The following is a 24,526-nucleotide window of genomic DNA, read 5'->3' as shown; positions in this document are numbered from 1 at the left end:
AAAATGAGTAAAATTATCGGAATTGACCTTGGTACAACAAATTCTTGTGTATCTGTACTTGAAGGTGGAGAAGCAAAAGTTATTCCAAATCCAGAAGGAAATCGTACAACGCCATCTGTTGTTGCTTTTAAAAACGATGAGCGTCAAGTCGGAGAAGTAGCGAAGCGTCAAGCCATTACTAACCCGAATACAATTATGTCAATTAAACGTCATATGGGAACAGCCCATAAAGAAACAATCGAAGGAAAAGAGTACTCACCGCAAGAAATTTCAGCAATGATTTTACAGCATTTGAAAGCATATGCAGAAGATTATCTTGGTGAAACAGTTAGTAAAGCTGTTATTACAGTTCCTGCATACTTTAACGATGCAGAGCGTCAAGCAACAAAAGACGCCGGTAAAATCGCAGGTCTTGAAGTTGAACGAATTATTAACGAGCCTACTGCAGCAGCACTTGCGTATGGCATGGATAAAACAGACGAAGATCAAACCATTCTTGTTTATGACCTTGGCGGCGGTACATTTGATGTGTCCATTTTAGAGCTTGGCGATGGCGTATTTGAAGTTCTTTCAACTGCCGGCGACAATCGTCTAGGTGGCGATGATTTTGATGAAGTCATCATTAACTACCTCGTACAGGAATTCAAAAAAGAAAATGGCATTGATTTATCAAAAGACAAAATGGCAATGCAACGTTTGAAAGATGCAGCGGAAAAAGCGAAAAAAGATTTGTCGGGTGTTACATCAACACAAATTTCACTTCCGTTTATTACAGCGGGAGAAGCTGGACCGCTTCATTTAGAAACAACGTTGTCACGTGCGAAATTTGATGAACTTTCATCAAATCTTGTTGAGCGTACAATGGGCCCTGTCCGTCAAGCTCTTCAAGATGCAGGTAAATCAGCATCTGAACTGGATAAAATCATTCTCGTTGGTGGATCAACCCGTATTCCTGCTGTACAGGAAGCGATTCGTAAACAAACGGGCAAAGAGCCGCATAAAGGAGTTAACCCGGATGAAGTTGTTGCTATGGGTGCAGCGATTCAAGGCGGTGTATTAACAGGCGATGTAAAAGACGTTGTTCTTCTTGACGTAACACCGCTATCGCTCGGTATTGAAACAATGGGTGGCGTATTTACGAAGTTGATCGACCGTAATACGACAATTCCTACATCGAAATCTCAAGTATTCTCAACTGCGGCAGATAACCAGCCGGCTGTTGATATTCACGTACTTCAAGGGGAGCGTCCGATGTCTGCGGATAATAAAACGCTTGGCCGTTTCCAATTGACGGATATTCCGCCAGCACCACGCGGCATTCCGCAAATAGAAGTGACATTCGATATTGACAAAAATGGTATCGTAAATGTAAAAGCGAAAGATCTAGGTACGCAAAAAGAACAAAATATTACGATTCAGTCTTCTTCAGGTCTTTCTGATGATGAAATCGAACGCATGGTAAAAGAAGCAGAAGAAAATGCTGATGCAGATAAAAAGCTAAAAGAAGAAGCTGAATTGAGAAACGAAGCCGATCAGCTTGTTTTCACAACGGAAAATATGGTAAAAGAGCTCGGCGATAAAGTAGGCGAGGAAGAGCTTCAAAAAGCAACTGAAGCGAAAGATGCATTGAAAGAAGCTCTTGAGAAAAATGATATGGAAGACATTCGTACAAAACGTGATGCTTTAAATGAAATTGTACAACAGCTGTCTATGAAGCTTTATGAAGAAGCAGCGAAGCAAGCGGAAGCACAACAAGGTGCTGAAGAAACTTCGAAAGATGATAGCGTTGTAGATGCTGAATTTGAAGAAGTAGACGATTCAAAAGATAAAAACTAAGTATTTGTTACATGAAAAAGTCAAAGTCAGCGGTTTTCCGACTTTGGCTTTTTTTGTGAAACAATTGTCATATGTTCCACGATATATGTTAAAATAGCGGTTATGTGAATGAAACGGGAGTGAGAAACGATGAGTAAGAGAGATTATTATGATGTGCTCGGCATCGAAAAGAGTGCATCAAAAGACGAAATTAAAAAAGCGTACCGAAAACTATCGAAAAAGTTTCATCCGGATATTAATAAAGAAGCAGGTTCAGATGAAAAATTTAAAGAAATTAGTGAAGCGTACGAAGTGCTAAGTGATGAATCGAAAAAAGCGCAGTATGATCAATTCGGACATGCTGGATCAAACCAAGGCGGTTTTAATGGTGGAGGTGGATTCGGCGGATTCGGCGGTGGATTTGATGATATATTTAGCACGTTTTTTGGCGGCGGAGGTGGACGTCGGCGCGATCCGAATGCACCAAGGCAAGGTGATGATCTTCAATACACGATGACGATAACGTTTGAAGAAGCGGTTTTTGGAGTAGAGAAGGATATTATCATTCCGAGAGAAGAAGAATGTACAACGTGTAAAGGAAGCGGTGCAAAACCAGGTACATCACCGGAAACGTGTTCACACTGTGCCGGCGCTGGACAGGTGAATGTGGAACAAAGTACGCCATTTGGCCGCGTTGTCAATCGCCGTACATGTCCTCATTGTAGCGGGACTGGTAAAATGATTAAAGAAAAATGTACAACATGTTCAGGGAATGGCCGCGTAACGAAAAATAAAACGATCAACGTAAAAGTGCCGGCAGGCATTGATGAAGGGCAGCAAATTCGTCTGACTAGTCAAGGAGAAGCCGGCGTTAACGGCGGACCTGCAGGTGATTTATATATTGTTTTCCGCGTTAAGCAGCATGAACTGTTTGAGCGGGATGGCGATGATATTTATTGCGAAATGCCAGTGACATTCGTTCAAGCCTCGCTGGGCGATGAAATTGAAGTACCAACCATTCAAGGCAAGGTGAAATTGAAAATACCGGCTGGTACGCAAAGCGGCACGACATTCCGTTTGCGTGGCAAAGGCGTAGCAAATGTGCGTGGATATGGTACAGGTGATCAGCATGTTCATGTGAAAGTCATTACACCAATTAAATTAAGTGAAAAACAAAAACACCTTCTTCGTGAGTTTGCAGAAGTAAGCGGCGAACAGCTGAGTGAAGAAGATGGTTTTTTCGATAAAGTGAAGCGCGCATTAAAGCGTGACTAATTGCATGATAGGAGCTGGCACGAATGAAGTGGTCAGAAATTTGCATTGAAACAGTCAATGATGCAGTGGAGCCGATTTCGAATATTTTACATGAAGCAGGAGCGAGCGGTGTTGTGATTGAAGATCGCGCAGAGCTGGACAAAAAACGGGAAGGCGGCTTATTTGGTGAATTGTACGAGCTGAATCCAGACGATTACCCTGAAGAAGGTGTCGCTGTTAAAGCTTATTTACCGGTAAACAGCTTTTTACAGGAAACGGTGGATGATATTACAGAAGCGGTGAAAAATCTTACTGTATATCAAATTGACACTGGCAATTTACGTGTGTCGGTGAATGAAGTGCATGAAGAAGACTGGGCTACAGCGTGGAAGCAGTATTACAATCCTGTCAAAATATCAGAAAAATTTACGATTGTGCCGACGTGGGAAGAGTACGAGCCTTTTTCCACAGATGAATTAATTATTGAACTTGATCCTGGCATGGCGTTTGGGACAGGGACACATCCGACGACGGTTATGTGTTTGCAGGCGCTGGAACGGTTTGTGAAGTCTGAAGATCATGTTGTCGATGTCGGCACAGGTTCAGGTGTTCTTGCCATTGGTGCAGCGCTCCTCGGTGCAAAACGTGTTACAGCTCTTGACTTGGACGAAGTGGCTGTATCTGCTGCTCGTCAAAATGTGGCTTTAAATAAAGTAGAACAGGTTATTTCTGTGTCGAAAAATAATTTAATCGATGGCCTTGATGACAAAGCAGATGTTGTCGTAGCGAATATTTTAGCAGAAGTGATTATTTCATTTGTGAAAGATGTGGAATCCATTATGCGTCCGGGCGGTACGTTTATTGCATCTGGTATTATCGGACAGAAAAAAGAAGACGTGAAACAAGCGATGGCAGGTGCAGGATTAATTATTGAAGAAACAGTCGTCATGGAGGACTGGGTATGCATCGCAGCGAAAAAAGCAGAATAAAAAAATGAGGTGCAGTCGATGCAACGATATTTTTTAGACGAAATGCCGGAAGATCATAAAATTACGATTACCGGAGATGATTTTCATCACATTAGTCGGGTCATGCGGATGGAACCAGGCAGCCACATTTATATAGTGTATCCTGACGGACGGACATCTATTTGTACCATTACAGAGATCAAGGAATCAGAAGTAGCCGCAGAAGTGACAGAATGGGTGGAACGATCAGTCGAATTGCCTACAGATATCGTTATTTCGACTGGTCTTGTGAAAGGCGATAAATTCGATTATATTATACAGAAAGGAACAGAACTCGGCGCTGCCGGGTTTGTTCCATTTGAAGCAAGTCGTTCTGTCGTCAAGTGGGACCGGAAAAAAGGCGTTAAAAAGACAGAACGATGGCAAAAAATTGCTAAAGAAGCAGCGGAACAGTCGCATAGGGACCGCATTCCCTTCGTGTCCGAACCCGTTTCGCTCACACAAGTTATCGAAAGTGGAAAAGACTATGATGTGTTGCTATTTGCATATGAAGAAACGGCGAAAGTGGGGGAAATGTCTCCTTTTTACGAGGCAGTCAGCGGGTTAACAGAAGGGAAACGACTGCTGATCGTGACCGGGCCTGAAGGTGGATTTTCTGAGAAAGAGGCAGAACAATTAATAAAAGGCGGGTTTACTGCATGCGCACTCGGACCGAGAATTTTGCGCGCTGAAACAGCACCATTATACGTATTATCCGCTGTTTCGTTTTATCTAGAATTGAAGAGGTGATTACAATGCCAACAGTGGCATTTCATACGTTAGGCTGTAAAGTAAATCATTATGAGACAGAAGCAATCTGGAAGCTGTTTGAACAAAACGGCTACGAGCGAACTGATTTTGAAAAAACATCAGATGTATATGTGATTAATACGTGTACAGTGACAAATACAGGAGATAAAAAAAGCCGGCAGGTGATTCGCCGTGCTGTGCGAAAAAATCCAGATGCGGTTATTTGTGTCACCGGCTGTTATGCACAGACATCACCGGCTGAAATTATGGCTATTCCAGGCGTTGACGTCGTCGTAGGCACACAGGACCGGATAAAGATGCTGGATTATATTGAGCAATTCAAAAAAGAACGACAGCCGATTAATGCAGTAGGTAACATTATGAAAAACCGTATATATGAAGAGCTTGATGTACCGGCGTTTACAGATCGAACGCGTGCTTCTCTCAAAATACAGGAAGGTTGCAATAATTTCTGTACGTTTTGCATCATTCCATGGGCGCGCGGTTTAATGCGGTCACGTGATCCAGAAGAAGTCATCCGTCAGGCAAATCAGCTCGTTCAGTCTGGCTATCAAGAGATTGTATTAACGGGTATCCACACGGGCGGTTATGGATCTGATTTTAAAGATTATAATTTCGCTATGCTTTTACGTGATCTTGAGGCGAAAGTGACGGGATTAAAACGCATCCGAATTTCATCTATTGAAGCTAGTCAATTAACAGATGAAGTGATCGATGTCATTGATCAATCAAACATCGTTGTTCGTCATTTGCACATTCCAATTCAATCTGGTTCAGACACAGTATTAAAGAGGATGCGCCGCAAATATACGATGGACTTTTTTGCAGATCGTTTGAACCGGTTAAAAAAAGCACTTCCGGGTCTTGCTGTTACATCTGACGTTATCGTCGGTTTTCCAGGTGAGACGGAAGAAGAATTTATGGAAACATACAATTTTATTAAAGAACACCGTTTCTCAGAGTTGCATGTATTTCCCTATTCAAAACGGACAGGTACACCGGCAGCGCGTATGGATGATCAAGTTGATGAAGAGATCAAAAACGGGCGTGTGCATAAATTAATCGCATTATCTGATCAACTGGCGAAAGAATATGCAGCGGAATTTGAAAATGAAGTGCTTGAAGTGATTCCAGAAGAACCTTTTACAGAAGGCGGAGAAGGACTTTATAGCGGCTATACGGATAACTATATGAAAGTTGTTTTTCCAGCGACAGAAGAAATGGTCGGGAAAATTGTCAAAGTGAAAATAACGAAAGCAGGCTATCCGTATAACGAAGGACAGTTCGTTCGGGTACTTGATACGGTACACGCGTAAAAGCTGGCAATTTGCCAGCTTTTTTTTGCCAAAATTCTCGCAAGCCTAACAACATCGGTGTTATGATATGGAAGTACGGACAACCAATGAATGGGGGGTTACCTGTGATGACAGATACATATGGAAACATAGCAAAAACCATTGATCATACGTTATTGAAAGCAGATGCTAAAAAAGAAGATATTGAGAAGCTTTGCAAAGAAGCAAGCCGTCATGGATTTGCTTCTGTATGCGTTCATCCATCACGTGTCAAGCAAGCAACGGAACTTTTGCGCGATTCGGGCGTAAAAGTATGTACAGTTATTGGATTTCCACTCGGCTCGACGATGACCGAGGTAAAAGCATTTGAAACAAACATAGCGATTGATCACGGTGCGAAAGAAGTCGATATGGTTATTAATATCGGTGCTTTAAAAGACGGCGATTTTGACGAAGTGGAAAAAGATGTTCGTGCGGTTGTTGCATCTGCACAAGGAAAAGCGCTTGTTAAAGTGATTATTGAAACGAGCCTTCTCACTGATAAAGAAAAGAAGAAAGCGTGTGAACTAGCTGTATCAGCAGGTGCTGATTATGTGAAAACATCGACAGGTTTTTCTGCCGGCGGTGCCACAGAAGAGGATGTTACATTAATGCGCAAAACAGTTGGACCCAAAATTGGTGTAAAAGCATCAGGAGGCGTTCGTTCCCAGCAAGATGCGATGACAATGATTAAAGCGGGTGCAACACGGATTGGTGCGAGCTCAAGTATCAGCATTGTAACTGGTGTAGAAGGCGACAGCACCTATTAATTGTGCAACTTTTGTAAAGAAAGTTTCTTGACCGTGTCAAAACGTTGTATTATAATAGTTCAGTACATGGAATTTCCATCGTAATGTGTTCGGAGGGAGGGAAAAAGAAATGTCAAAAACTGTTGTTCGCAAAAACGAATCGCTTGAGGATGCTCTGCGCCGTTTCAAAAAAACTGTTTCCAAGACAGGCACCCTGCAGGAATATAGAAAACGCGAATTTTATGAAAAACCAAGTGTGAAACGCAAAAAGAAATCAGAAGCAGCTCGTAAACGTAAGTTCTAAGAGGAGGTTTTAGTATGAGTCTTCTCGGACGTCTTAATGACGAGATGAAGCAAGCGATGAAGAGCAAAGAGAAAGAAAAACTGACAGTCATCCGTATGCTTAAAGCAGCATTGCAAAATGAAGGCATTAAGGCGGGCGGCCGCGACCTGACGGAAGAGGAAGAACTGACAGTCCTTTCTCGCGAAGTGAAACAGCGCAAAGACTCCCTCCACGAGTTTGAAAAAGCCGGCCGCGAGGATCTTGTGGCCAAAATTCAGACTGAACTGACTTACGTGAACGAATATATGCCTGAACAGCTTTCAGAAGAAGAAGTTTCATCTATTGTCGACGCGGCAATCGCTGAAACAGGTGCTTCCGCAAAAGCAGATATGGGGAAAGTAATGGCCGCTCTTATGCCAAAAGTAAAAGGCAAAGCAGATGGATCATTGGTGAACCGTCTCGTGCAGCAAAAGTTGTTGTAACAAAAAGAACTGCCATCCATTAGGGTGGCAGTTCTTTTTGTATGTATTATTTCTTTTTTTCTGAAACTTTTTACATACTGAATCCGTATAAATAAAAAGACCCGGCAGAAAGGCGGTGAGATACATTCGATATGTACAATGGAGTGCCATGCTAGTGGTCGTATCGCTGCTTACAGCGTATGATGAAGGCGGACCTTTCGTTCAATTGGCGACAAATCCTGTTATTGTCGTAGTCCTATTATCAATCATGCTGACCGGGTTTATACTAGAATTATTTACACCCGGATTTGGGATTCCCGGTGCAGTTGGTACACTGGCATTGCTTGTTTTTACAGTAGGGCACGTTATGTCAGGAGAGGCGGGTATTTTGACAGTGCTGCTTATTGTTTGTGGTGTTCTGTTTATTCTGGCAGAAGTTATTTTGCCAGGCGGAGTCGTAGGCTTGATTGGTTTTAGCTTATTTTCTGCTGGCGTTCTATTTGCCGGAGCCAGTTTGCTCTGGATGGCGATCTCGTTAATAATCGCGTTTTCTATTGCGACAGCGGCATTGATAATAATGATAAAGGTGTTGGGGAAAGAAATGAAATTTTTTAAAAAATTCATTTTAAGCGACTCAACCGATACAGAGCGCGGCTATGTATCGAATGAAAATCGCACAGATTTAATTGGGAAGATCGGCAGGACAAAAACACCACTTCGTCCGTCTGGAACAGTTATTATTGAAGGCGAGCGAATTGACGCTGTAGCAGAAGGCGTTTTCATTATGGCTGGTAAAGAAGTAGCCATTGTAAAAACAGAAGGTGCACGAATTGTTGTAAGAGAAATCGAATAAAAGGAGGAATTTTATTATGGTAGTTACCAGTACAATTATGCTTCTCGTTGCAATTGCAGCAGCTATTATTTTACTTAGTATTTTACTTACGTTTGTCCCGGTTATGCTCTGGGTATCAGCACTTGCTGCCGGTGTAAAAATTAGTATTTTTACGCTTGTCGGGATGCGTTTGCGTCGGGTTATCCCGAGCCGTGTTGTGAATCCGCTCATTAAAGCGTCAAAAGCAGGACTAAATGTATCAATCAATCAGCTTGAAAGTCATTATTTGGCAGGTGGTAATGTCGATCGTGTCGTCAATGCCCTCATTGCTGCGCATCGTGCGAATATTGATTTAACATTTGAACGAGCGGCCGCTATTGACCTTGCGGGCCGTGACGTTCTTGAAGCCGTTCAAATGAGTGTTAACCCGAAAGTAATTGAAACACCCTTTATTGCAGGTGTTGCAATGAACGGAATCGAAGTAAAAGCGAAAGCGCGTATTACGGTACGTGCGAACATCGACCGTCTCGTTGGTGGTGCTGGTGAAGAAACGATCGTTGCCCGTGTCGGCGAAGGAATTATCTCTACAATTGGTTCAAGTGACCACCATAAAAAAGTGCTAGAAAATCCGGATATGATTTCTCAGACTGTCTTGAACAAAGGATTGGACTCGGGTACAGCATTTGAAATTCTTTCGATCGATATTGCGGATGTTGATATTGGTAAAAATATAGGCGCTGAACTTCAGACCGAACAGGCAGAAGCGGATAAAAACATTGCGCAGGCGAAAGCAGAAGAACGCCGTGCGATGGCGGTTGCAAACGAACAAGAAATGATTGCACGCGTGCAGGAAATGCGTGCGAAAGTCGTTGAGGCGGAAGCAGATGTTCCACGTGCCATGGGAGATGCGCTTCGTTCGGGCAATATTGGCGTTATGGATTACTTGAATATCCAAAATCTCACTGCTGATACCGACATGCGCGGTGCGATTGGTGATATGACAGGAAAGAAAAAAGAAAATGACAGCAAATAAAGGAGGTCATCCGGGTGGAAGGACTCATCTTTGTCATCATTGCCGGCTTGATCTCGATGTTTTTCAATAAGAATAAAAATAAAGACGAACCAAAAACAGTCCGTAAAAAAGTAGAACAACAAGCAAAAAGAGTAGTGAAACAGGCGGAACAAAAAGCGATGGAAGCTCCTGTGCAAAATTCCATACGAACACCTGCCATTGTTCAAAAGCCGATTCAAAAACGGGAAACAAGACCGTCACGGCCAGCCAAACCGGTGTCACAGCCTATGAAGGGTGTCGAAAAATGGTCAGAACAGGACTTTTTAAAAGGCGTTATTTTGTCTGAAGTGCTCGGCCCGCCAAAATCAAAGCGTAAAAAGTGATGAATGCCTCTTTCTTTTCATAAACATATGAAAAAGAAAGGGGCGTTTGTTTTTATGAAGAAAAGAGAAGGGGCGGCATTTATCAGTAAATTGGCAGGACTGCCTGCTGATGCAGCCGGGGGAGTACCGCGAATCACGATCATTGGAAGCACGCAAATTGCGATTCAATATCCAGAACGCCTTGAGCAATTTACAGAACAGGATGTCCGCATAAAGCTGCCGGGATCAATTCTTCACATAAAAGGGAAATTACTTGAAGTAAAGGAATTAATGCCGGAAGAAATCCTCGTCGAAGGAACGATGACAAATATACAACTAGAAATGAAACAGGGTCATCGCTTTGGCTAATCTTTTTTTATCCGGTGGAGTGACTGTTATCGTCTCCGGCCCGGATGCTTCATTATTACCCGGCAGGCTGCATGAGCGAGGCGCCATACTTGTGCACATTAAATATGAAAAAAAGAATGTCATTCGTTTTCAAATGCGGGTTCGAGAACTTGGACTTTTACGAAAAGAAGCGCGCCAATTCAATGGAACCATTCGCTTGGAAAAAGGAACGGGCTTGCCTTTTTTAATGCAGCGTGCGATTCAAAATTATCCTTTTGTGTTAACGAGTATGTGTTTCTTTTTCATTATCATTTTGCTTTCAGCCATGATTATCCGTATTGATGTCACAGGAGCGGATACGCAAACGGAAAAGTTGATTCGGACATTTTTAAAACAGGAGGGCATTCGTGAAGGAGCTATCCGATTTGATCAGATCGATGAACAAGAACTCAAACAACGCGCCCTGCTACAAGTGCCAGGTGTCACGAGATTTTCGCTGAAGAAAAGTGGTGTTGTGTATAAAGCAGATGTATCAGCCAGCAGCCCGAAAAAAGAAACGGTTTCTAGCAGCCGCCATTTAAGAGCATCAAAAGCAGGTGTCATTCATGATTTGTTTGTGGAACAAGGCTTGTCGAAAGTACGTCGCAGTGAATTTGTTGAAAAAGGAGACCGGCTTGTGACCGGAACGAAAAAAAATCCAGCACGCGGCACAGTTATAGCAGAAACATGGTATAAAGCAACTGTGAGGATGGTGAATGATTCACTACAGGCGAGAAGCAGTAAAAAAAGACTAACTGTATATGCATCGTTACAAGATAAAGAATACGCCCTCTGGACACAAGCGTCGTTGCGCAAACCATTTCAGTCAGAAGAAAATGTATATCAATTTCATTTTTTCTCGTATAAGCTGCCACTATCTTTCCGCACAGTGACCGATTACGAATTGAAAAAAGTAAACACGATTGAGACAGCGAACGAAATGGAAAAGAGAGCGATTCAAACAGCAAGGACACAGTTGATGGCCAGGCTTCCGGAAAAGGCGCACATTCAAGGTGAAAACGTTTTACAGAAGCGGGTTGGGAATGGTAAAGTAGAGATGATTATACACTTCCAAGTACTTGAAAATATTGCAACTAACTAACCTGTCAACGAAGGAGACTGAGGAATGCAGGAAGAATTGAAGTCAGCAGCCGTCGCTCTAGGCGACCAAAACGAAGCAGTATTATTATTCGGGGTATCCGATCGTAATTTAACGATTATGGAAGAAGAGTTTCATGTCTCCATCGTGACACGCGGTGAAGCAGTTCATTTAACAGGACCGGCAAATAACGTGGAAAAAGCCCGGATTGTAGTTGAACAGCTGCTTGCTGTCATTCGCAAGCAAATTAATATTAGTGAACGGGATGTCATCAACGCTGTACAAATGGCGAAAAATGGCACGATTGAATATCTGAATGAATTGTATGAAGAAGAAATTACGAAAAATGCAAAAGGCAAATCGATTCGTATTAAGACGCTTGGACAACGCGATTATATTGAAGCGATCCGCAGTAAAGATCTTGTATTCGGCATCGGCCCCGCAGGCACTGGAAAAACGTATTTGGCGGTCGTTATGGCTGTCCGTGCGCTCAAAAACAGTCGCGTTAAGCGAATTATATTAACACGTCCAGCTGTTGAAGCCGGTGAAAGCCTTGGCTTTTTGCCAGGTGATTTAAAAGAAAAAGTTGATCCATATTTACGTCCTCTCTACGATGCACTGCATGACGTTCTCGGCGCGGAACATACAGATCGGATGATTGAGCGCGGTACGATTGAAATTGCGCCACTTGCTTATATGCGAGGCCGGACGCTTGATGATGCGTTCGTCATTTTAGACGAAGCACAAAACACGACGAATGCTCAGATGAAAATGTTTTTGACGCGTCTTGGATTTGGTTCGAAAATGGTGATTAACGGTGATCAAACGCAAATTGATTTGCCAAAGGGCGCGGTATCTGGACTTGTTGCAGCAGAACGTATTTTAGAAAAAACGAGCGGTATTTCATTTATTTATCTTAATCAAAGCGATGTTGTTCGTCATCCACTCGTCGCAAAAGTTATTAATGCGTATGAAAAAGTGGAAAAAGGGGATGAAAAAAATGGTGCTCGACGTTGATTTTTTGGATGAAACGAATAGCCTGGATGAGGAAACGAGCAAGCTGTCAGAAAAACTACTCCAGTTTTCCGCCAAACAAGAAAACATTCCGAACGGCAGTGAAGTGTCGGTGACATTTGTGACGAATAGCCGCATTCAAGAAATCAACCGGGAGTATCGCGATAAAGATGTACCGACTGATGTTCTGTCCTTCGCACTTGAAGAAATGGGTGAAGATGAAGTAGCGATCACCGGTGGGAACATGCCGCGTGTCCTCGGTGACATTATCATTTCGGTTGAACGGGCAAAAGAACAGGCAGAAGACTACGGTCATTCGTTTGAGCGGGAGCTGGGCTTTTTAACGGTTCACGGATTCCTCCATTTGCTCGGATACGATCATATGACAGAAGAAGATGAGAAAGAAATGTTTGGCCGGCAAAAAGAGATTCTTGATGCGTTTGGACTTGAAAGATAGTCGAATTTTCAGCGCTGTCCGCCTTATGTCTTCATTCCGGTTTGCCGGCAACGGACTGAAACTGGCTTTTCTGGAGCCTAATATGCGTATTCATTTTGCTGCCGGTACTATTGTATCGGCAGCCGGTTTGATTTTTTCGCTCACACGTTTGGAATGGTGTATCATTATTGGCCTGATCGCAGGAACGATGGCGCTTGAAATTGTCAATACAGCGATTGAAAAAGCAGTTGACCTCGTGACGAAAGAGTATAAGCCGCTGGCGGGCATGGCAAAGGATCTTGCTGCCGGCGCTGTACTGTTGTATGCTTGTGCAGCGGTTATTATCGGACTGATCATTTTTATCCCAAAATTATAAAAGAGGTGAATAATATGGATCAGCACGTATTGATTGAAGAAGCGAGAAAAGCGCGCGACCTCGCATATGCTCCATATTCCAAATTTAAAGTAGGTGCGGCATTGCTGACCAAAGATGGCCACATTTTTGGCGGTTGTAACATTGAAAATGCAGCCTATAGTGTTGTCAATTGCGCGGAGCGTACAGCGATTTTTAAAGCATGGTCAGAAGGTGTTACAAACTACACAGCGATTGCGGTTATAGCCGATACGAAAAGGCCGGTACCGCCATGTGGTGCGTGTCGTCAAGTAATCGCGGAGCTTTGTCCACCTGATATGAAAGTTATTTTAACTAATTTAGAAGGCGACGTGCAGACACTTACCGTAATGGAACTTCTGCCGGGTGCCTTTTCACCGGAGGATTTGAATGGGTAATAAAGCGTATAAATCAGGGTTTATTTCTATTATTGGCCGGCCTAATGTCGGTAAATCAACATTTTTAAATCGCGTCATCGGTCAAAAAATTGCTATTATGAGCGATAAACCACAAACGACACGCAACAAAATACAGGGTGTTTACACAACAGATGATTCACAAATGGTCTTTATCGACACACCGGGCATTCATAAACCGAAGCATAAGCTTGGGGATTTTATGATGAAAACAGCGACAAACACGTTAAAAGAAGTTGATCTCATCTTATTTATGATTAATGCAGAAGAAGGATTAGGTCGCGGTGATGAATTTATTATCGAGAAGTTGAAAGAAATAAAAACACCAATTTATCTAGTCATCAATAAAATTGACCGTATTCATCCAGATCAGCTCATGCTTTTAATTGATCAATATAAAGATTTATTGGATTTTGCGGAAGTGGTACCAATTTCAGCGCTGGAAGGGAATAATGTTGACCGGCTGCTTGAGCAAATTGAAAAGCTTCTTCCAGAAGGACCACAATATTATCCGGCTGACCAGGTCACAGATCACCCAGAACGGTTTATTGTGTCAGAACTGATCCGTGAAAAAGTGCTTCATTTAACGCGTGAAGAAGTTCCGCACTCAATCGCGGTTGTCATTGATAAAATTGCGAAGCGTGACGGCAAAGATATGATTGATGTGATGGCGACAATTATTGTTGAGCGAGATTCACAAAAAGGCATTGTTATTGGACGCGGAGGGGCTTTGCTGAAAGAAGTGGGCAAACGATCACGTCATGATATTGAAAATTTACTAGGGTCAAAAGTGTTTCTTGAACTGTGGGTAAAAGTGCAGAAAGACTGGCGAAATAAAGCGTCTAATTTGCGTGAGCTAGGCTTTAAAGAAGACGAGTATTAAAAAGTACTCTGAAGGGGTTTTGGGGCTATGCTTGAGAAATTAGAGGGCATTGTGCTAAGAACGAACGATTACGGTGAAACGAATAAAATCGTTACAATGTTTACGCGTGAAAAAGGAAAGAAAGCCGCGGTGGCAAGAGGTGCGAAAAAGACAAATAGCCGATTATCTGGTGTGACGCAGCCCTTCACACATGGTCATTTTCTCGTACAAGAAAGCCGCGGACTTGGAACGATGCAGCAAGGAGAAGCTCTGTCGTCCATGCGTTACATACGTGAAGATTTAATGAAAACGGCGTACGCCGCCTATATTGTTGAAATGACGGATCGAACGACAGAGGACGGTGAAGTAAATCTGCCTTTGTTTAATTTGTTACAGAAAAGTCTTGATTATATAAATGAAGGTGCTGATGCAGCGATTGTGACGAACATATTCGAAATGAAAATGCTCTCGCAAGTTGGACTGCGTCCTGAACTATCTTCGTGCGTCGTCTGTGGAGAAACGGAAGGCAAGTTCGGCTTTTCAATCCGTGAAAATGGTCTGATATGCCATCGGTGCACAGGACAGGACCCGCATTTTTTACCGTTATTTCCAGCGTCCATTCGCCTGTTGCGTTTATTTTATTTTTTCGATCTTGAACGCCTTGGCAATATTGATGTGAAAGAGCCGACGAAAAAAGAACTACGAGCCGTGATTTCGATGTATTACGATGAATACGCTGGCTTGTATTTGAAATCACGCCGTTTTCTGGAGCAGATGGAGCGGCTTGATTACAATTTTCAATCGAAAGAAGAAACGAATGATGATTGACAAAACAGCTATTATGCATTACGTTTTAAATAGACAAAAGAAATAATAACTGCGACGATGGAAAAAGTATGCGATGAACTCTTTTAAAAGCGAGCCCAGGATAGTGTGAGCCGGGTAAAAGAACAGCGAGGAAAGGCATTCCGGAGCGGGATAATTTTAAAAAAAGCGGCCAAATTAAAGGCAAGTAGGGTGGAACCGCGGGTATATATAGCCCGTCCCTATGTACAAGAGACTGTTGTACATAGGGACGGGCTTTTTGATGCAGAAAAAAGGAGGAAGTAGATATGAATATTCAAGATATGATTTTAACGCTGCAAAAGCATTGGTCTGACCAAGGCTGTATTTTAATGCAAGCGTATGATGTAGAAAAAGGAGCAGGAACGATGAGTCCGTATACATTTTTACGGGCAATTGGACCGGAGCCTTGGAATGTAGCCTATGTTGAACCGAGCCGTCGTCCGGCAGATGGGCGTTACGGTGAAAACCCAAACCGTCTTTATCAGCATCACCAGTTCCAGGTGATCATGAAGCCATCACCAGATAATATTCAAGAATTGTATCTTGATTCGTTAAAAGCGCTCGGAATCGATCCGCTTGAGCATGATATCCGATTCGTTGAAGATAACTGGGAAAATCCATCACTAGGATGCGCAGGACTTGGCTGGGAAGTGTGGCTAGATGGGATGGAAATTACACAGTTTACGTATTTTCAGCAAGTAGGTGGTCTCGAGTGCAAACCGGTATCGGTTGAAATTACATATGGTATTGAACGTCTCGCTTCGTACATTCAAGAAAAAGAAAACGTATTTGAGCTGGAATGGACAAATGGATTTACCGTTCATGATATTTTTTATCAGCCGGAATTTGAGCATTCTAAATATACATTTGAAACGTCTAATGTAGATATGTTATTTGACTTGTTTGGTGTATACGAAAAAGAAGCGAAGCGCCAAATGGATGAAGGACTCGTTCACCCAGCATACGACTACGTGCTGAAGTGTTCGCACGTCTTTAATCTACTCGATGCGCGCGGTGCTATTTCTGTTACAGAACGTACTGCTTACATCGGACGGATGCGTAATCTTGCTCGTCAAGTCGCGAAAACATTTTATAATGAGCGGGAAAAGTTAGGCTTCCCGATATTGAAACAGAAAGGAATGGCTGATCATGAATAAACAGGATATCCTACTCGAAATTGGATTGGAAGAAATGCCGGCTCGTTTTGTGACACAGTCAATGAATCAACTTGGCGAAAAGGTGAGTAAATTTTTAAATGAACAAAATATTGAACATGGTGACGTATTGCTTTATTCTACGCCGCGACGCCTTGCTGTCATTGTAAAAGATACCGTCGATGCACAAGCTGATACGAACGAAGAGGCGAAAGGTCCTGCGAAAAAAATTGCTCAATCAGAAAACGGCGAATGGTCGAAAGCTGCTGCTGGTTTTGCGAAAGGCCAGGGGATGTCGGTAGACGATATTTACTTTAAAGAAGTGAATGGCGTTGAATATGCATATGTAAATAAATTTGTGAAAGGCCGTTTGACAGCTGAGCTGCTTCCGTCGTTAAAAGACATTGCACTAAGCTTAACATTCGGTAAAAATATGCGCTGGGGCAACAGTGATATTCGCTACGTGCGTCCAATTAAATGGATCGTGGCACTGTTCGGCACGAAAATCATTCCATTTGAGATGGCTGGTGTGCAAAGTGGAAACGAAACGATAGGTCACCGTTTTCTCGGAACGACTGCAACGATTGTGAATGCTTCTTCGTATGAAGAGACATTGAAGCAGCAATCCGTTATTGTCGATCCAATCAAGCGTCGAAACATGATAGTCGAAGGTTTAAAAGAACTTGAAAAACGAAACAACTGGGCTATTCCAATCGATGATGCTCTTTTGGAAGAAGTGAATAATCTCGTTGAATATCCGACGGCTTTGTCCGGTTCATTTAGCGAAGAATTTCTTGATTTGCCTGAAGAAGTGCTCATTACATCGATGAAAGAACACCAGCGTTACTTCCCGGTGAAAAAGGCGGATGGCACATTGCTTCCTCATTTTGTTACAGTGCGTAACGGAAATGATCATGCAATTGATAAAGTGGCTCGTGGAAATGAAAAAGTATTACGCGCCCGTTTAGCTGATGCAGATTTCTTTTATAAAGAAGATCAAAAAGCCAGTATCGATGATCTTGTGAAAAAGCTTGAAAAAATCGTGTATCACGAAAAAATCGGGACGTTGTCTGAAAAAGTCGGACGTATTCGCCGTATTTCATCGGCACTTGCCAATTTAACAAATGCATCAGAAGAAGTGAAAATCTCAACAGATCGTGCTGCGCAAATCTGTAAATTTGACCTTGTGACGCAAATGGTCTATGAGTTCCCGGAACTACAAGGGGTAATGGGAGAAAAATATGCCCGTCAAAAAGGGGAAAATGAGGATGTAGCCGTTGCTGTGAATGAACATTACAAACCGCGTTTTGCAGAAGACACGGTTCCATCCACTAAAACAGGTGCGCTTGTCAGTCTAGCAGACAAACTAGATACGATTACGGCATGTTTTGCTGTTGGTATTATTCCAACCGGCTCACAGGATCCATATGCGCTTCGCCGTCAGGCAGCTGGAATTGTGCAGACGATGATGGATCATGAATGGCATATGCCGCTTGCAGACGTGATCGCAGCTGGAGTGAAAGAAGTGCTGCATGATCGTATTGGTGAAAAAGATGCTTCCGCATTGCAAGAAGAAATCGTTGCGTTCTTCATACTTCGAGTGAAACACATTTTACAGGAAAAAGGAATTCCGTATGACATCATTGATGCGGTTCTGGCAAAGCGCAGCGGTACGTTAAAAGAAATGGAAGAAGCTGCATCTGTTTTGATGAACCATAAAGAAGATGAGGACTTCAAAGAAACGATGGAAGCGCTCAGCCGCGTTGTGAACATTGCGAAAAAAGCAGAAGATGGCCAGGATGTCGATCCATCTTTCTTTGAAAATGAAGAAGAAAAGCAACTGTACAGTGCGTATTCAGATTTGGAAACAGCATGGACAAAAGCTTCATCTATGCATGCACGGTATGAATTACTTGCTGGGTTAAAACAATTGATTGAACAATATTTTGACAATACGATGGTGATGGCAGAGGATGCACAAGTAAAGCAAAACCGCCTTGCATTGATGCGCTGTCTTGCTATGTTCATTCTTGAATTTGCAGATGTTCCAGCGATCATGACGAAATAAAACGGCTATTCAATACTACCCGATGTATGTTTTGCTCAAATAGTATATAATGATAAATAAATCGTATAACACATTAAGATTTATTTTAATGGGTGGTGGGGAAAATCGAGTTAAATAAGCGGCAGCAAAAAATATTAGAAATTGTCAAAGGGAACGGTCCGATTACTGGTGAACATATTGCAGAACAACTGAGTTTAACACGTGCAACTCTTCGTCCAGACCTTGCTATTTTAACGATGTCAGGGTTTCTGGATGCTCGTCCACGCGTTGGCTATTTTTATACAGGAAAGTCTAGTACGCAGCTCTTAACAGAAAAATTAAAGAAATTGTCCGTACGTGATTTTCAGGCAGTGCCGGTTATTGTAAAGGAGCAATCTACGGTGTACGACGCGATTGTAACGATTTTTCTTGAAGATGTTGGCACACTGTTTGTCGTTGACGAATCAGGCTGTTTGTCTGGTGTTTTATCGCGCAAAGATTTGTTGCGTGCAAGTATTGGCCAACAGGACCTAAATTCGCTTCCAGTAAATATTATTATGACACGTATGCCCAATATTACAGTATGCAAAAAAGACGATCTGATCCTGGATGTGGCAAAAAACTTGCTTGAAAAGCAGATCGATAGTGTACCGGTTGTTAAAAAAATAGAAAAAGGTTATGAAGTGACCGGACGTATCACGAAAACGATGATCACACGGGCATTTGTCTCATTAACAAATGATGATCATTAACAGGAAGGCGGCAAAAATGACGTGAATGATCCTATTATTTATATTGTGTCTGATTCGGTAGGGGAAACGGCCGAACTTGTCACTAAAGCAGCACTGAGTCAGTTTAGCGGTCCTGCGGTCATGAAACGATTTCCATACGTAGAAGATCTGTCTCACATTGATGAAGTTGTCAGCTTGGCAAAAGAAGATCAAGGCATTATTGTGTATACGCTGGTCAAACCGGAAATACGTCAGTATATGGTGGAAGCATCGGCAGCAGAAAATATTAAAATATTCGATTTGATTGGTCCTCTGATGGATCAGCTAGAATCGATGTGTGCAATGGAACCGTTATTTGAACCGGGCCTTGTACGCCGTCTGGATGAAGAATATTTCAAAAAAGTGGATGCGATTGAATTTGCCGTTAAATATGATGATGGACGCGATCCGCGCGGCTTATTGAAAGCTGACATCATTTTAATTGGTGTCTCACGTACGTCCAAAACACCATTGTCACAATATCTTGCGCATAAGCGGGTGAAAGTGGCTAATGTGCCCATTGTGCCGGAAGTTGATCCGCCCGAAGAGTTGTTTTCTGTTCCGAAAGAAAAATGCATCGGTTTAAAGATCAGCCCGGAAAAATTAAATCAAATTCGCAAGGAGCGCCTTATTTCATTAGGTCTTGATGATAATGCGAGCTATGCTGATGTTGAGCGTATCAAAAAAGAATTGACTTATTTTGAAAATATTGCAGCTCGAATAGGCTGTGACGTCATTGATGTAACGAATAAAGCAGTGGAAGAAACCGCTAATATTATTATGAGCATGTACCGCAGCCGGAAAAGTACATAATCACTCGATTATGTACTTTTCATTTTGATGAAAATGATCTATAATAAAGAATTGTGATAAAAATGTGATTGAAACAGGTTTAGACCTCTGTTCAAAGGAATAAACTAACGATGTAAATTTCATTTCGATATGCATAATTTTTGTCGGGAATGTGTTTTTTAAAACGAACTTTCGTTTGAAAGAAGGATTCTAAACAAGCGTGTAGAATAAGTACAAAATACGATTTTGTAGCTGGTGATAACACATGGCAGGAAGAATTTCTGAAGAAGCGATTCAAGAGATTAAACAGGGAGTTGACATTGCCGATATAATTGGCGATTATGTACAGCTGAAAAAACAGGGCCGCAATTTTTTGGGACTTTGTCCGTTTCATGGAGAAAATTCTCCATCTTTTTCTGTCTCACCTGAAAAACAGATTTATCATTGCTTCGGGTGTGGTGCAGGGGGGAACGTATTTACTTTTTTAATGGAAATGGATCAAATTCCTTTTCAGGAAGCTGCGGCTAGGCTTGCAGATCGTGCGGGTGTAATGCTTGACATTTCTGCTTCAGAAAAAAACGGTGAATCGTTCAAGCTAAATGAGTATGCAGACTTTCTTGAAGCGCATGCCCTTATGGCAAAATTTTATCGTCATCTTTTATTGAATACAGATGAAGGTGGCGAGGCGCTTCACTATTTGCATGAGCGCGGGTTTACAAATGAAGATATTGACCGCTTTCAAATTGGATGGTCGCTGCCTCAGAACGAATTTAGCCTGAACGTGTTGCAAAAACGTGGTTTTGATCCAGGGCGTATGGAACAGGCGGGGCTTTTGCTGAAAAATGAAGAAACCGGTCATTATTATGATCGATTTCGTGGACGGATCATGTTTCCGCTTCAGGATGAAAAAGGCAATGTAGTAGGCTTTTCCGGCCGCAGTATAGGTGACGCGCAGCCAAAGTATTTAAACTCGCCGGAAACAGCGATTTTTCATAAAAGCCGTCTTCTGTATCATTTTCATGCGGCAAAAACAGCGATTAAACGGCAAAAACAGTTTATTCTATTCGAAGGATTTGCGGATGTCATTGCCGCAGTGCGTGCCGGATTTGATCAATCTGTTGCTGTCATGGGTACATCGCTTACAGAAGAGCATATCCGAATGTTAAAACGAACATCAGAAGAAGCCATTATTTGCTATGACGGCGATAATGCCGGAGTAAATGCGGCTTTTAAAGCAGCACAAATGCTGGATAAGAATGGTGTAACTGTTAATGTGACGCTACTTCCGGACGGTCTTGATCCGGATGAGTTCATTAAACGAAATGGATCAGAATCATTTACAGCTTATGTAAAAGATGCATCGCTTACATTAATGGCGTTTAAAATGGAATACTTGAAACGTGGGAAAAATTTGCGGGATGAATCGCAGAAGTTTCGTTACATTGAAGATGTGCTTGCTGAAATCGCCAGTTTGAAAAAAGCAGTAGAGCGCGATCATTATTTGCGCCGGCTAGCCGGTGAGTTTTCACTTTCACTTCAAGCACTGCAGGAACAGGAGAAAGCATTTTTTCTGAAAAAAAGAGCGGAACGGCCGATACATCAAGATGACGAGAAAATAAAGATGCTCGTACAGAAAGCAAGGCCAATGAAGCAATATCCGCGTTATGAAACAGCGGAACGCCGGCTGTTGGCCCATATGCTGAAAAGTCCAGACGTTGCTGATCGCGTTCGGACGATGCTTCAAGGAGAACCGTTTACAATGGACGAGCACCAGGCACTTTTCACGTACCTTTTAGGTTATTATGAACAAGCAAACGCGCCGGATACAGCTTCTTTTTTGACAGTGTTGCCTGATGATCAATTACGCCGGCTAGCCGTTGACATCAGCTTGATGACAGTGAGTGATGAGCCTAGTGAAGAAGAACTGATGGATTACGTTAAAGAAATTAATAAACAGCGTCGCCGTTTTGAGATTGAAGAGAAGAAAAAAGAGCGGGATGAAGCTGAAAAAAGACATGATTATGTAGGCGCTGCGCATATTTTGAGTGAGATTATCGCACTCGAAAAATTGTTTTCCCGTTAAATGTGACGGCCAGGATGTTGGAAGGAGGGGGACTCATGACTGAAAAGTCAACAAGTTCCAAAGAAGCTGAATTAACACTTGATAAAGCAAAAGAACTCATTATTGAAACAGGTAAAAAACGCGGTGAATTAACATATAATTATGTGGCGGATAAACTTGCCTCGTTTGAAGTAGACTCCGGACAAATTGATGAATTTTACGAGTCGCTAACAGAACAAGGAATCGAACTTGTTGAAGAGGATAGCAACGAAAGCGATCCAAATATTCAAGAGCTTGAAAAAGAAAGTGAAGAGTTCGATTTAAATGATTTAAGTGTCCCGCCAGGTGTGAAAATTAATGACCCGGTCCGCATGTACTTAAAGGAAATTGGCCGCGTTGATTTGTTATCTGCCCAGGAAGAAATTGAGCTTGCTCACCGTATTGAAGAAGGCGATGAGGAAGCGAAGCGCCGTCTTGCAGAAGCAAATCTACGTCTTGTTGTCAGTATTGCTAAACGCTATGTCGGCCGAGGCATGCTGTTCCTTGACTTGATTCAGGAAGGCAACATGGGGTTAATTAAAGCCGTTGAAAAATTTGATTATCGTAAAGGGTTTAAATTCAGTACGTATGCAACATGGTGGATTCGTCAAGCCATCACACGTGCGATTGCTGATCAAGCACGGACGATTCGTATTCCCGTTCATATGGTAGAAACGATTAATAAATTGATCCGTGTTCAGCGCCAGCTATTACAAGATCTCGGCCGTGAACCAGTACCGGAAGAAATTGCAGAAGAAATGGATCTAACGCCAGAAAAGGTCCGGGAAATTTTAAAAATTGCTCAGGAACCGGTATCACTTGAAACGCCAATTGGTGAAGAAGACGATTCACATCTTGGCGACTTTATTGAAGATCAGGAAGCAACGTCCCCATCTGAGCATGCAGCATATGAATTATTAAAAGAACAGCTTGAAGATGTTCTAGACACATTGACAGACCGTGAAGAGAATGTCCTTCGTCTTCGTTTCGGTCTTGATGATGGACGTACACGTACACTTGAAGAAGTCGGCAAAGTATTTGGTGTTACGCGCGAGCGAATTCGCCAGATTGAAGCAAAAGCACTTCGTAAACTACGCCATCCAAGCCGTAGTAAACGGCTAAAAGATTTCCTTGAATAAGTGAGCAGCCGGGGTCCCACACCCGGCTTATTTTATATATTTAGAAAAAAAGAAGGACATTCCTCTTTTGTTACGAATTATTTAAAATTGAGGTGTGTCTCAAAATGAAAAAAGAAATTATAATTAACGAGATATTAATTTGGAAAGAAAATAATATGTTGCCACCCCATTATTGTGATTATTTGCTGGCATTGTACACACAAGGTGAAGATTATACAGAACCAGGTCGGCGAGCGAGAATACAGCGTATTCACTGGATGTCTTCGTTGTTGGCAATTGTGCTTCTGCCAATTTCTATATATGTCCTTCATTTTACGGAATTTTCATTTATTTTGCAAACAGTAGTTTTGACAAGTTTTGTCGGATTTCTGTTACTACTGGCTATGTACTTTTCACGCAAAAAAATATTGGTTCCAATATTTTTTTTAGGAGCAGCTGTCATGCTTCTACTTCTTTCAATGAAACTGATCACCTATTTCTTTGATGGAAATCCGCTTGCATTATATGGTATATTGCTTTTGAATTGTCTTCTCTGGCTGTATACAGGAATGAAGCTGCGGCTTATTTATTTTACGATTTCTGCCTTACTTGGCTTTGTTGTTATTCTTTATTTCGTATTTAAGGGATAAAATGTGTCTAATTTGCAACGGTCAGAAAAAATCTTTATCATAAGCCTTTTCGCCAACCCATTTTTCAAGTAAAATAATAGGTGTTTGTACTTTTTGAATATGATGCATACATAAAGGGAGGGAAAACAAATGAAACGTAATCCGATTATTCCATTTTGGCTGATTATGGTATTCGGTATCGGCTTGATGTTCTTCTTGTCATTAGATGGGATTGACAATGCGAAAGAAGTGGCGGAAGAAGAAAAGCACGCTGAAGAAGGTGGAGGCGACGTAGCTGCAGGTGGAGAATTCGATCCGGAAGGTCATTACCAGTCTTCATGTATCGGTTGTCACGGCAGCAGCTATGAAGGCGGCGTAGGACCTTCTCTTGTAGGTGTTGGTGAAAAACTTTCTCAGGAAGAAATTCAGGACATCCTTGTAAACGGTAAAGGTGCAATGCCAGCAGGACTTGTTCCGGCTGAAAATGCGGAAGCAATGGCTGCATGGTTAGCTGAAATTAAATAATAAAAAAGAGGTCTTTGCATTCCGCGAAGACCTCTTTTTCATCATGAATATGGTAGAAT

27 protein-coding genes are annotated in these 24,526 nt (G+C 42.2%); all 27 read left to right on the top strand.

The features are described from left to right. Positions 1-3: 3 nt before the first annotated feature. The 27 genes from dnaK (at position 4) to cccA (ending at position 24,467) form a co-directional block, all read left to right on the top strand. Complete coding sequence (gene dnaK, locus BLL40_RS01680) at positions 4-1,836, top strand: molecular chaperone DnaK (protein ID WP_073710163.1); 1,833 nt, start codon at positions 4-6, stop codon at positions 1,834-1,836. Between the two features lie 129 nt (positions 1,837-1,965). After that, entirely contained in the window at positions 1,966-3,090 is a 1,125-nt protein-coding gene (gene dnaJ / locus BLL40_RS01675; RefSeq protein ID WP_073710162.1) for a molecular chaperone DnaJ, read from the top strand. 23 nt (positions 3,091-3,113) lie between these two features. Then, a complete protein-coding gene (gene prmA, locus BLL40_RS01670) occupies positions 3,114-4,058 on the top strand; it encodes a 50S ribosomal protein L11 methyltransferase (protein ID WP_073710161.1) in 945 nt (314 codons plus the stop codon). 18 nt (positions 4,059-4,076) lie between these two features. Beyond that, complete coding sequence (locus BLL40_RS01665) at positions 4,077-4,826, top strand: 16S rRNA (uracil(1498)-N(3))-methyltransferase (RefSeq protein ID WP_073710160.1); 750 nt, start codon at positions 4,077-4,079, stop codon at positions 4,824-4,826. A 5-nt stretch (positions 4,827-4,831) separates the two neighbouring features. Next, on the top strand, positions 4,832-6,163 hold the full coding sequence (gene mtaB / locus BLL40_RS01660; protein WP_073710159.1) for a tRNA (N(6)-L-threonylcarbamoyladenosine(37)-C(2))-methylthiotransferase MtaB: 1,332 nt from the start codon (positions 4,832-4,834) through the stop codon (positions 6,161-6,163). A 107-nt stretch (positions 6,164-6,270) separates the two neighbouring features. Further along, positions 6,271-6,951 (top strand): deoxyribose-phosphate aldolase, encoded by a 681-nt coding sequence (gene deoC, locus BLL40_RS01655; protein WP_073710158.1) that lies wholly within the window; start codon positions 6,271-6,273, stop codon positions 6,949-6,951. Between the two features lie 109 nt (positions 6,952-7,060). After that, entirely contained in the window at positions 7,061-7,234 is a 174-nt protein-coding gene (gene rpsU / locus BLL40_RS01650) for a 30S ribosomal protein S21 (protein WP_018393973.1), read from the top strand. Positions 7,235-7,248: 14 nt separating this feature from the next. Then, positions 7,249-7,695, top strand: coding sequence for a GatB/YqeY domain-containing protein (locus tag BLL40_RS01645; RefSeq protein ID WP_073710157.1), 447 nt, complete (start codon positions 7,249-7,251; stop codon positions 7,693-7,695). 115 nt (positions 7,696-7,810) lie between these two features. After that, positions 7,811-8,527, top strand: coding sequence for an NfeD family protein (locus tag BLL40_RS01640; RefSeq protein WP_245797870.1), 717 nt, complete (start codon positions 7,811-7,813; stop codon positions 8,525-8,527). 16 nt (positions 8,528-8,543) lie between these two features. After that, positions 8,544-9,539, top strand: a complete 996-nt coding sequence (gene floA, locus BLL40_RS01635; protein WP_073710156.1) for a flotillin-like protein FloA — start codon at positions 8,544-8,546, stop codon at positions 9,537-9,539. Between the two features lie 14 nt (positions 9,540-9,553). After that, the gene (locus tag BLL40_RS01630; RefSeq protein WP_073710155.1) at positions 9,554-9,901 is read left to right on the top strand and encodes a hypothetical protein; all 348 of its coding nucleotides are present in this window, start codon (positions 9,554-9,556) and stop codon (positions 9,899-9,901) included. Positions 9,902-9,955: 54 nt separating this feature from the next. Continuing rightward, entirely contained in the window at positions 9,956-10,249 is a 294-nt protein-coding gene (locus BLL40_RS01625) for a YabP/YqfC family sporulation protein (RefSeq protein WP_159434175.1), read from the top strand. Continuing rightward, positions 10,242-11,369 carry a sporulation protein YqfD gene (locus tag BLL40_RS01620; protein WP_073710153.1) on the top strand — a complete coding sequence of 376 codons (1,128 nt, stop codon included), beginning with the start codon at positions 10,242-10,244 and terminating at the stop codon, positions 11,367-11,369. Before BLL40_RS01625 ends, BLL40_RS01620 begins: the two co-directional genes overlap by 8 nt. Before the next feature lie 24 nt (positions 11,370-11,393). Further along, positions 11,394-12,383, top strand: a complete 990-nt coding sequence (locus BLL40_RS01615; RefSeq protein ID WP_073710152.1) for a PhoH family protein — start codon at positions 11,394-11,396, stop codon at positions 12,381-12,383. Next, on the top strand, positions 12,367-12,837 hold the full coding sequence (gene ybeY / locus BLL40_RS01610; RefSeq protein WP_073710151.1) for an rRNA maturation RNase YbeY: 471 nt from the start codon (positions 12,367-12,369) through the stop codon (positions 12,835-12,837). The genes BLL40_RS01615 and ybeY overlap by 17 nt, the downstream gene beginning before the upstream one ends. Continuing rightward, a complete protein-coding gene (locus BLL40_RS01605) occupies positions 12,815-13,192 on the top strand; it encodes a diacylglycerol kinase family protein (RefSeq protein WP_073710150.1) in 378 nt (125 codons plus the stop codon). The genes ybeY and BLL40_RS01605 overlap by 23 nt, the downstream gene beginning before the upstream one ends. 14 nt (positions 13,193-13,206) lie before the next feature. Continuing rightward, positions 13,207-13,605: a cytidine deaminase gene (locus BLL40_RS01600; protein ID WP_073710149.1), complete on the top strand. Its 399-nt coding sequence runs from the start codon at positions 13,207-13,209 to the stop codon at positions 13,603-13,605. Next, a complete protein-coding gene (gene era, locus BLL40_RS01595) occupies positions 13,598-14,506 on the top strand; it encodes a GTPase Era (protein WP_073710148.1) in 909 nt (302 codons plus the stop codon). Before BLL40_RS01600 ends, era begins: the two co-directional genes overlap by 8 nt. A gap of 27 nt (positions 14,507-14,533) precedes the next feature. After that, positions 14,534-15,313, top strand: coding sequence for a DNA repair protein RecO (gene recO / locus BLL40_RS01590; protein ID WP_073710147.1), 780 nt, complete (start codon positions 14,534-14,536; stop codon positions 15,311-15,313). 284 nt (positions 15,314-15,597) lie between these two features. Continuing rightward, entirely contained in the window at positions 15,598-16,488 is an 891-nt protein-coding gene (gene glyQ / locus BLL40_RS01585) for a glycine--tRNA ligase subunit alpha (protein WP_073710146.1), read from the top strand. Next, positions 16,481-18,553, top strand: coding sequence for a glycine--tRNA ligase subunit beta (gene glyS / locus BLL40_RS01580; RefSeq protein ID WP_073710145.1), 2,073 nt, complete (start codon positions 16,481-16,483; stop codon positions 18,551-18,553). The genes glyQ and glyS overlap by 8 nt, the downstream gene beginning before the upstream one ends. A 92-nt stretch (positions 18,554-18,645) precedes the next feature. Beyond that, the gene (gene ccpN / locus BLL40_RS01575) at positions 18,646-19,284 is read left to right on the top strand and encodes a transcriptional regulator CcpN (protein WP_073710144.1); all 639 of its coding nucleotides are present in this window, start codon (positions 18,646-18,648) and stop codon (positions 19,282-19,284) included. Between the two features lie 21 nt (positions 19,285-19,305). After that, on the top strand, positions 19,306-20,115 hold the full coding sequence (locus tag BLL40_RS01570) for a pyruvate, water dikinase regulatory protein (protein WP_073710143.1): 810 nt from the start codon (positions 19,306-19,308) through the stop codon (positions 20,113-20,115). Between the two features lie 244 nt (positions 20,116-20,359). Then, on the top strand, positions 20,360-22,177 hold the full coding sequence (gene dnaG, locus BLL40_RS01565; protein WP_073710142.1) for a DNA primase: 1,818 nt from the start codon (positions 20,360-20,362) through the stop codon (positions 22,175-22,177). Positions 22,178-22,212: 35 nt separating this feature from the next. Next, on the top strand, positions 22,213-23,334 hold the full coding sequence (rpoD, locus tag BLL40_RS01560; protein WP_073710141.1) for an RNA polymerase sigma factor RpoD: 1,122 nt from the start codon (positions 22,213-22,215) through the stop codon (positions 23,332-23,334). 104 nt (positions 23,335-23,438) lie between these two features. Beyond that, positions 23,439-23,963 (top strand): hypothetical protein, encoded by a 525-nt coding sequence (locus tag BLL40_RS01555; RefSeq protein WP_073710140.1) that lies wholly within the window; start codon positions 23,439-23,441, stop codon positions 23,961-23,963. Between the two features lie 129 nt (positions 23,964-24,092). Continuing rightward, positions 24,093-24,467, top strand: a complete 375-nt coding sequence (gene cccA, locus BLL40_RS01550) for a cytochrome c550 (RefSeq protein ID WP_073710139.1) — start codon at positions 24,093-24,095, stop codon at positions 24,465-24,467. The last annotated feature ends 59 nt before the right edge of the window (positions 24,468-24,526 follow it).

It is taken from the genome of Domibacillus mangrovi (genome assembly GCF_001906925.1).
Classification (GTDB): domain Bacteria; phylum Bacillota; class Bacilli; order Bacillales; family Domibacillaceae; genus Domibacillus; species Domibacillus mangrovi.
Note: the sequence above shows the minus strand (reverse complement) of the source record. Positions and strands in the feature narration are given on the sequence as shown.

Bases quoted from the DNA above. Each gene is read 5' to 3' on its own strand.
- dnaK (WP_073710163.1), top strand. From the start codon at position 4: ATGAGTAAAATTATCGGAATTGACCTTGGTACAACAAATTCTTGTGTA.
- dnaJ (WP_073710162.1), top strand. From the start codon at position 1,966: ATGAGTAAGAGAGATTATTATGATGTGCTCGGCATCGAAAAGAGTGCA.
- prmA (WP_073710161.1), top strand. From the start codon at position 3,114: ATGAAGTGGTCAGAAATTTGCATTGAAACAGTCAATGATGCAGTGGAG.
- BLL40_RS01665 (WP_073710160.1), top strand. From the start codon at position 4,077: ATGCAACGATATTTTTTAGACGAAATGCCGGAAGATCATAAAATTACG.
- mtaB (WP_073710159.1), top strand. From the start codon at position 4,832: ATGCCAACAGTGGCATTTCATACGTTAGGCTGTAAAGTAAATCATTAT.
- deoC (WP_073710158.1), top strand. From the start codon at position 6,271: ATGACAGATACATATGGAAACATAGCAAAAACCATTGATCATACGTTA.
- rpsU (WP_018393973.1), top strand. From the start codon at position 7,061: ATGTCAAAAACTGTTGTTCGCAAAAACGAATCGCTTGAGGATGCTCTG.
- BLL40_RS01645 (WP_073710157.1), top strand. From the start codon at position 7,249: ATGAGTCTTCTCGGACGTCTTAATGACGAGATGAAGCAAGCGATGAAG.
- floA (WP_073710156.1), top strand. From the start codon at position 8,544: ATGGTAGTTACCAGTACAATTATGCTTCTCGTTGCAATTGCAGCAGCT.
- BLL40_RS01625 (WP_159434175.1), top strand. From the start codon at position 9,956: ATGAAGAAAAGAGAAGGGGCGGCATTTATCAGTAAATTGGCAGGACTG.
- BLL40_RS01615 (WP_073710152.1), top strand. From the start codon at position 11,394: ATGCAGGAAGAATTGAAGTCAGCAGCCGTCGCTCTAGGCGACCAAAAC.
- ybeY (WP_073710151.1), top strand. From the start codon at position 12,367: ATGGTGCTCGACGTTGATTTTTTGGATGAAACGAATAGCCTGGATGAG.
- BLL40_RS01605 (WP_073710150.1), top strand. From the start codon at position 12,815: ATGCGTTTGGACTTGAAAGATAGTCGAATTTTCAGCGCTGTCCGCCTT.
- BLL40_RS01600 (WP_073710149.1), top strand. From the start codon at position 13,207: ATGGATCAGCACGTATTGATTGAAGAAGCGAGAAAAGCGCGCGACCTC.
- era (WP_073710148.1), top strand. From the start codon at position 13,598: ATGGGTAATAAAGCGTATAAATCAGGGTTTATTTCTATTATTGGCCGG.
- recO (WP_073710147.1), top strand. From the start codon at position 14,534: ATGCTTGAGAAATTAGAGGGCATTGTGCTAAGAACGAACGATTACGGT.
- glyQ (WP_073710146.1), top strand. From the start codon at position 15,598: ATGAATATTCAAGATATGATTTTAACGCTGCAAAAGCATTGGTCTGAC.
- glyS (WP_073710145.1), top strand. From the start codon at position 16,481: ATGAATAAACAGGATATCCTACTCGAAATTGGATTGGAAGAAATGCCG.
- dnaG (WP_073710142.1), top strand. From the start codon at position 20,360: ATGGCAGGAAGAATTTCTGAAGAAGCGATTCAAGAGATTAAACAGGGA.
- rpoD (WP_073710141.1), top strand. From the start codon at position 22,213: ATGACTGAAAAGTCAACAAGTTCCAAAGAAGCTGAATTAACACTTGAT.
- BLL40_RS01555 (WP_073710140.1), top strand. From the start codon at position 23,439: ATGAAAAAAGAAATTATAATTAACGAGATATTAATTTGGAAAGAAAAT.
- cccA (WP_073710139.1), top strand. From the start codon at position 24,093: ATGAAACGTAATCCGATTATTCCATTTTGGCTGATTATGGTATTCGGT.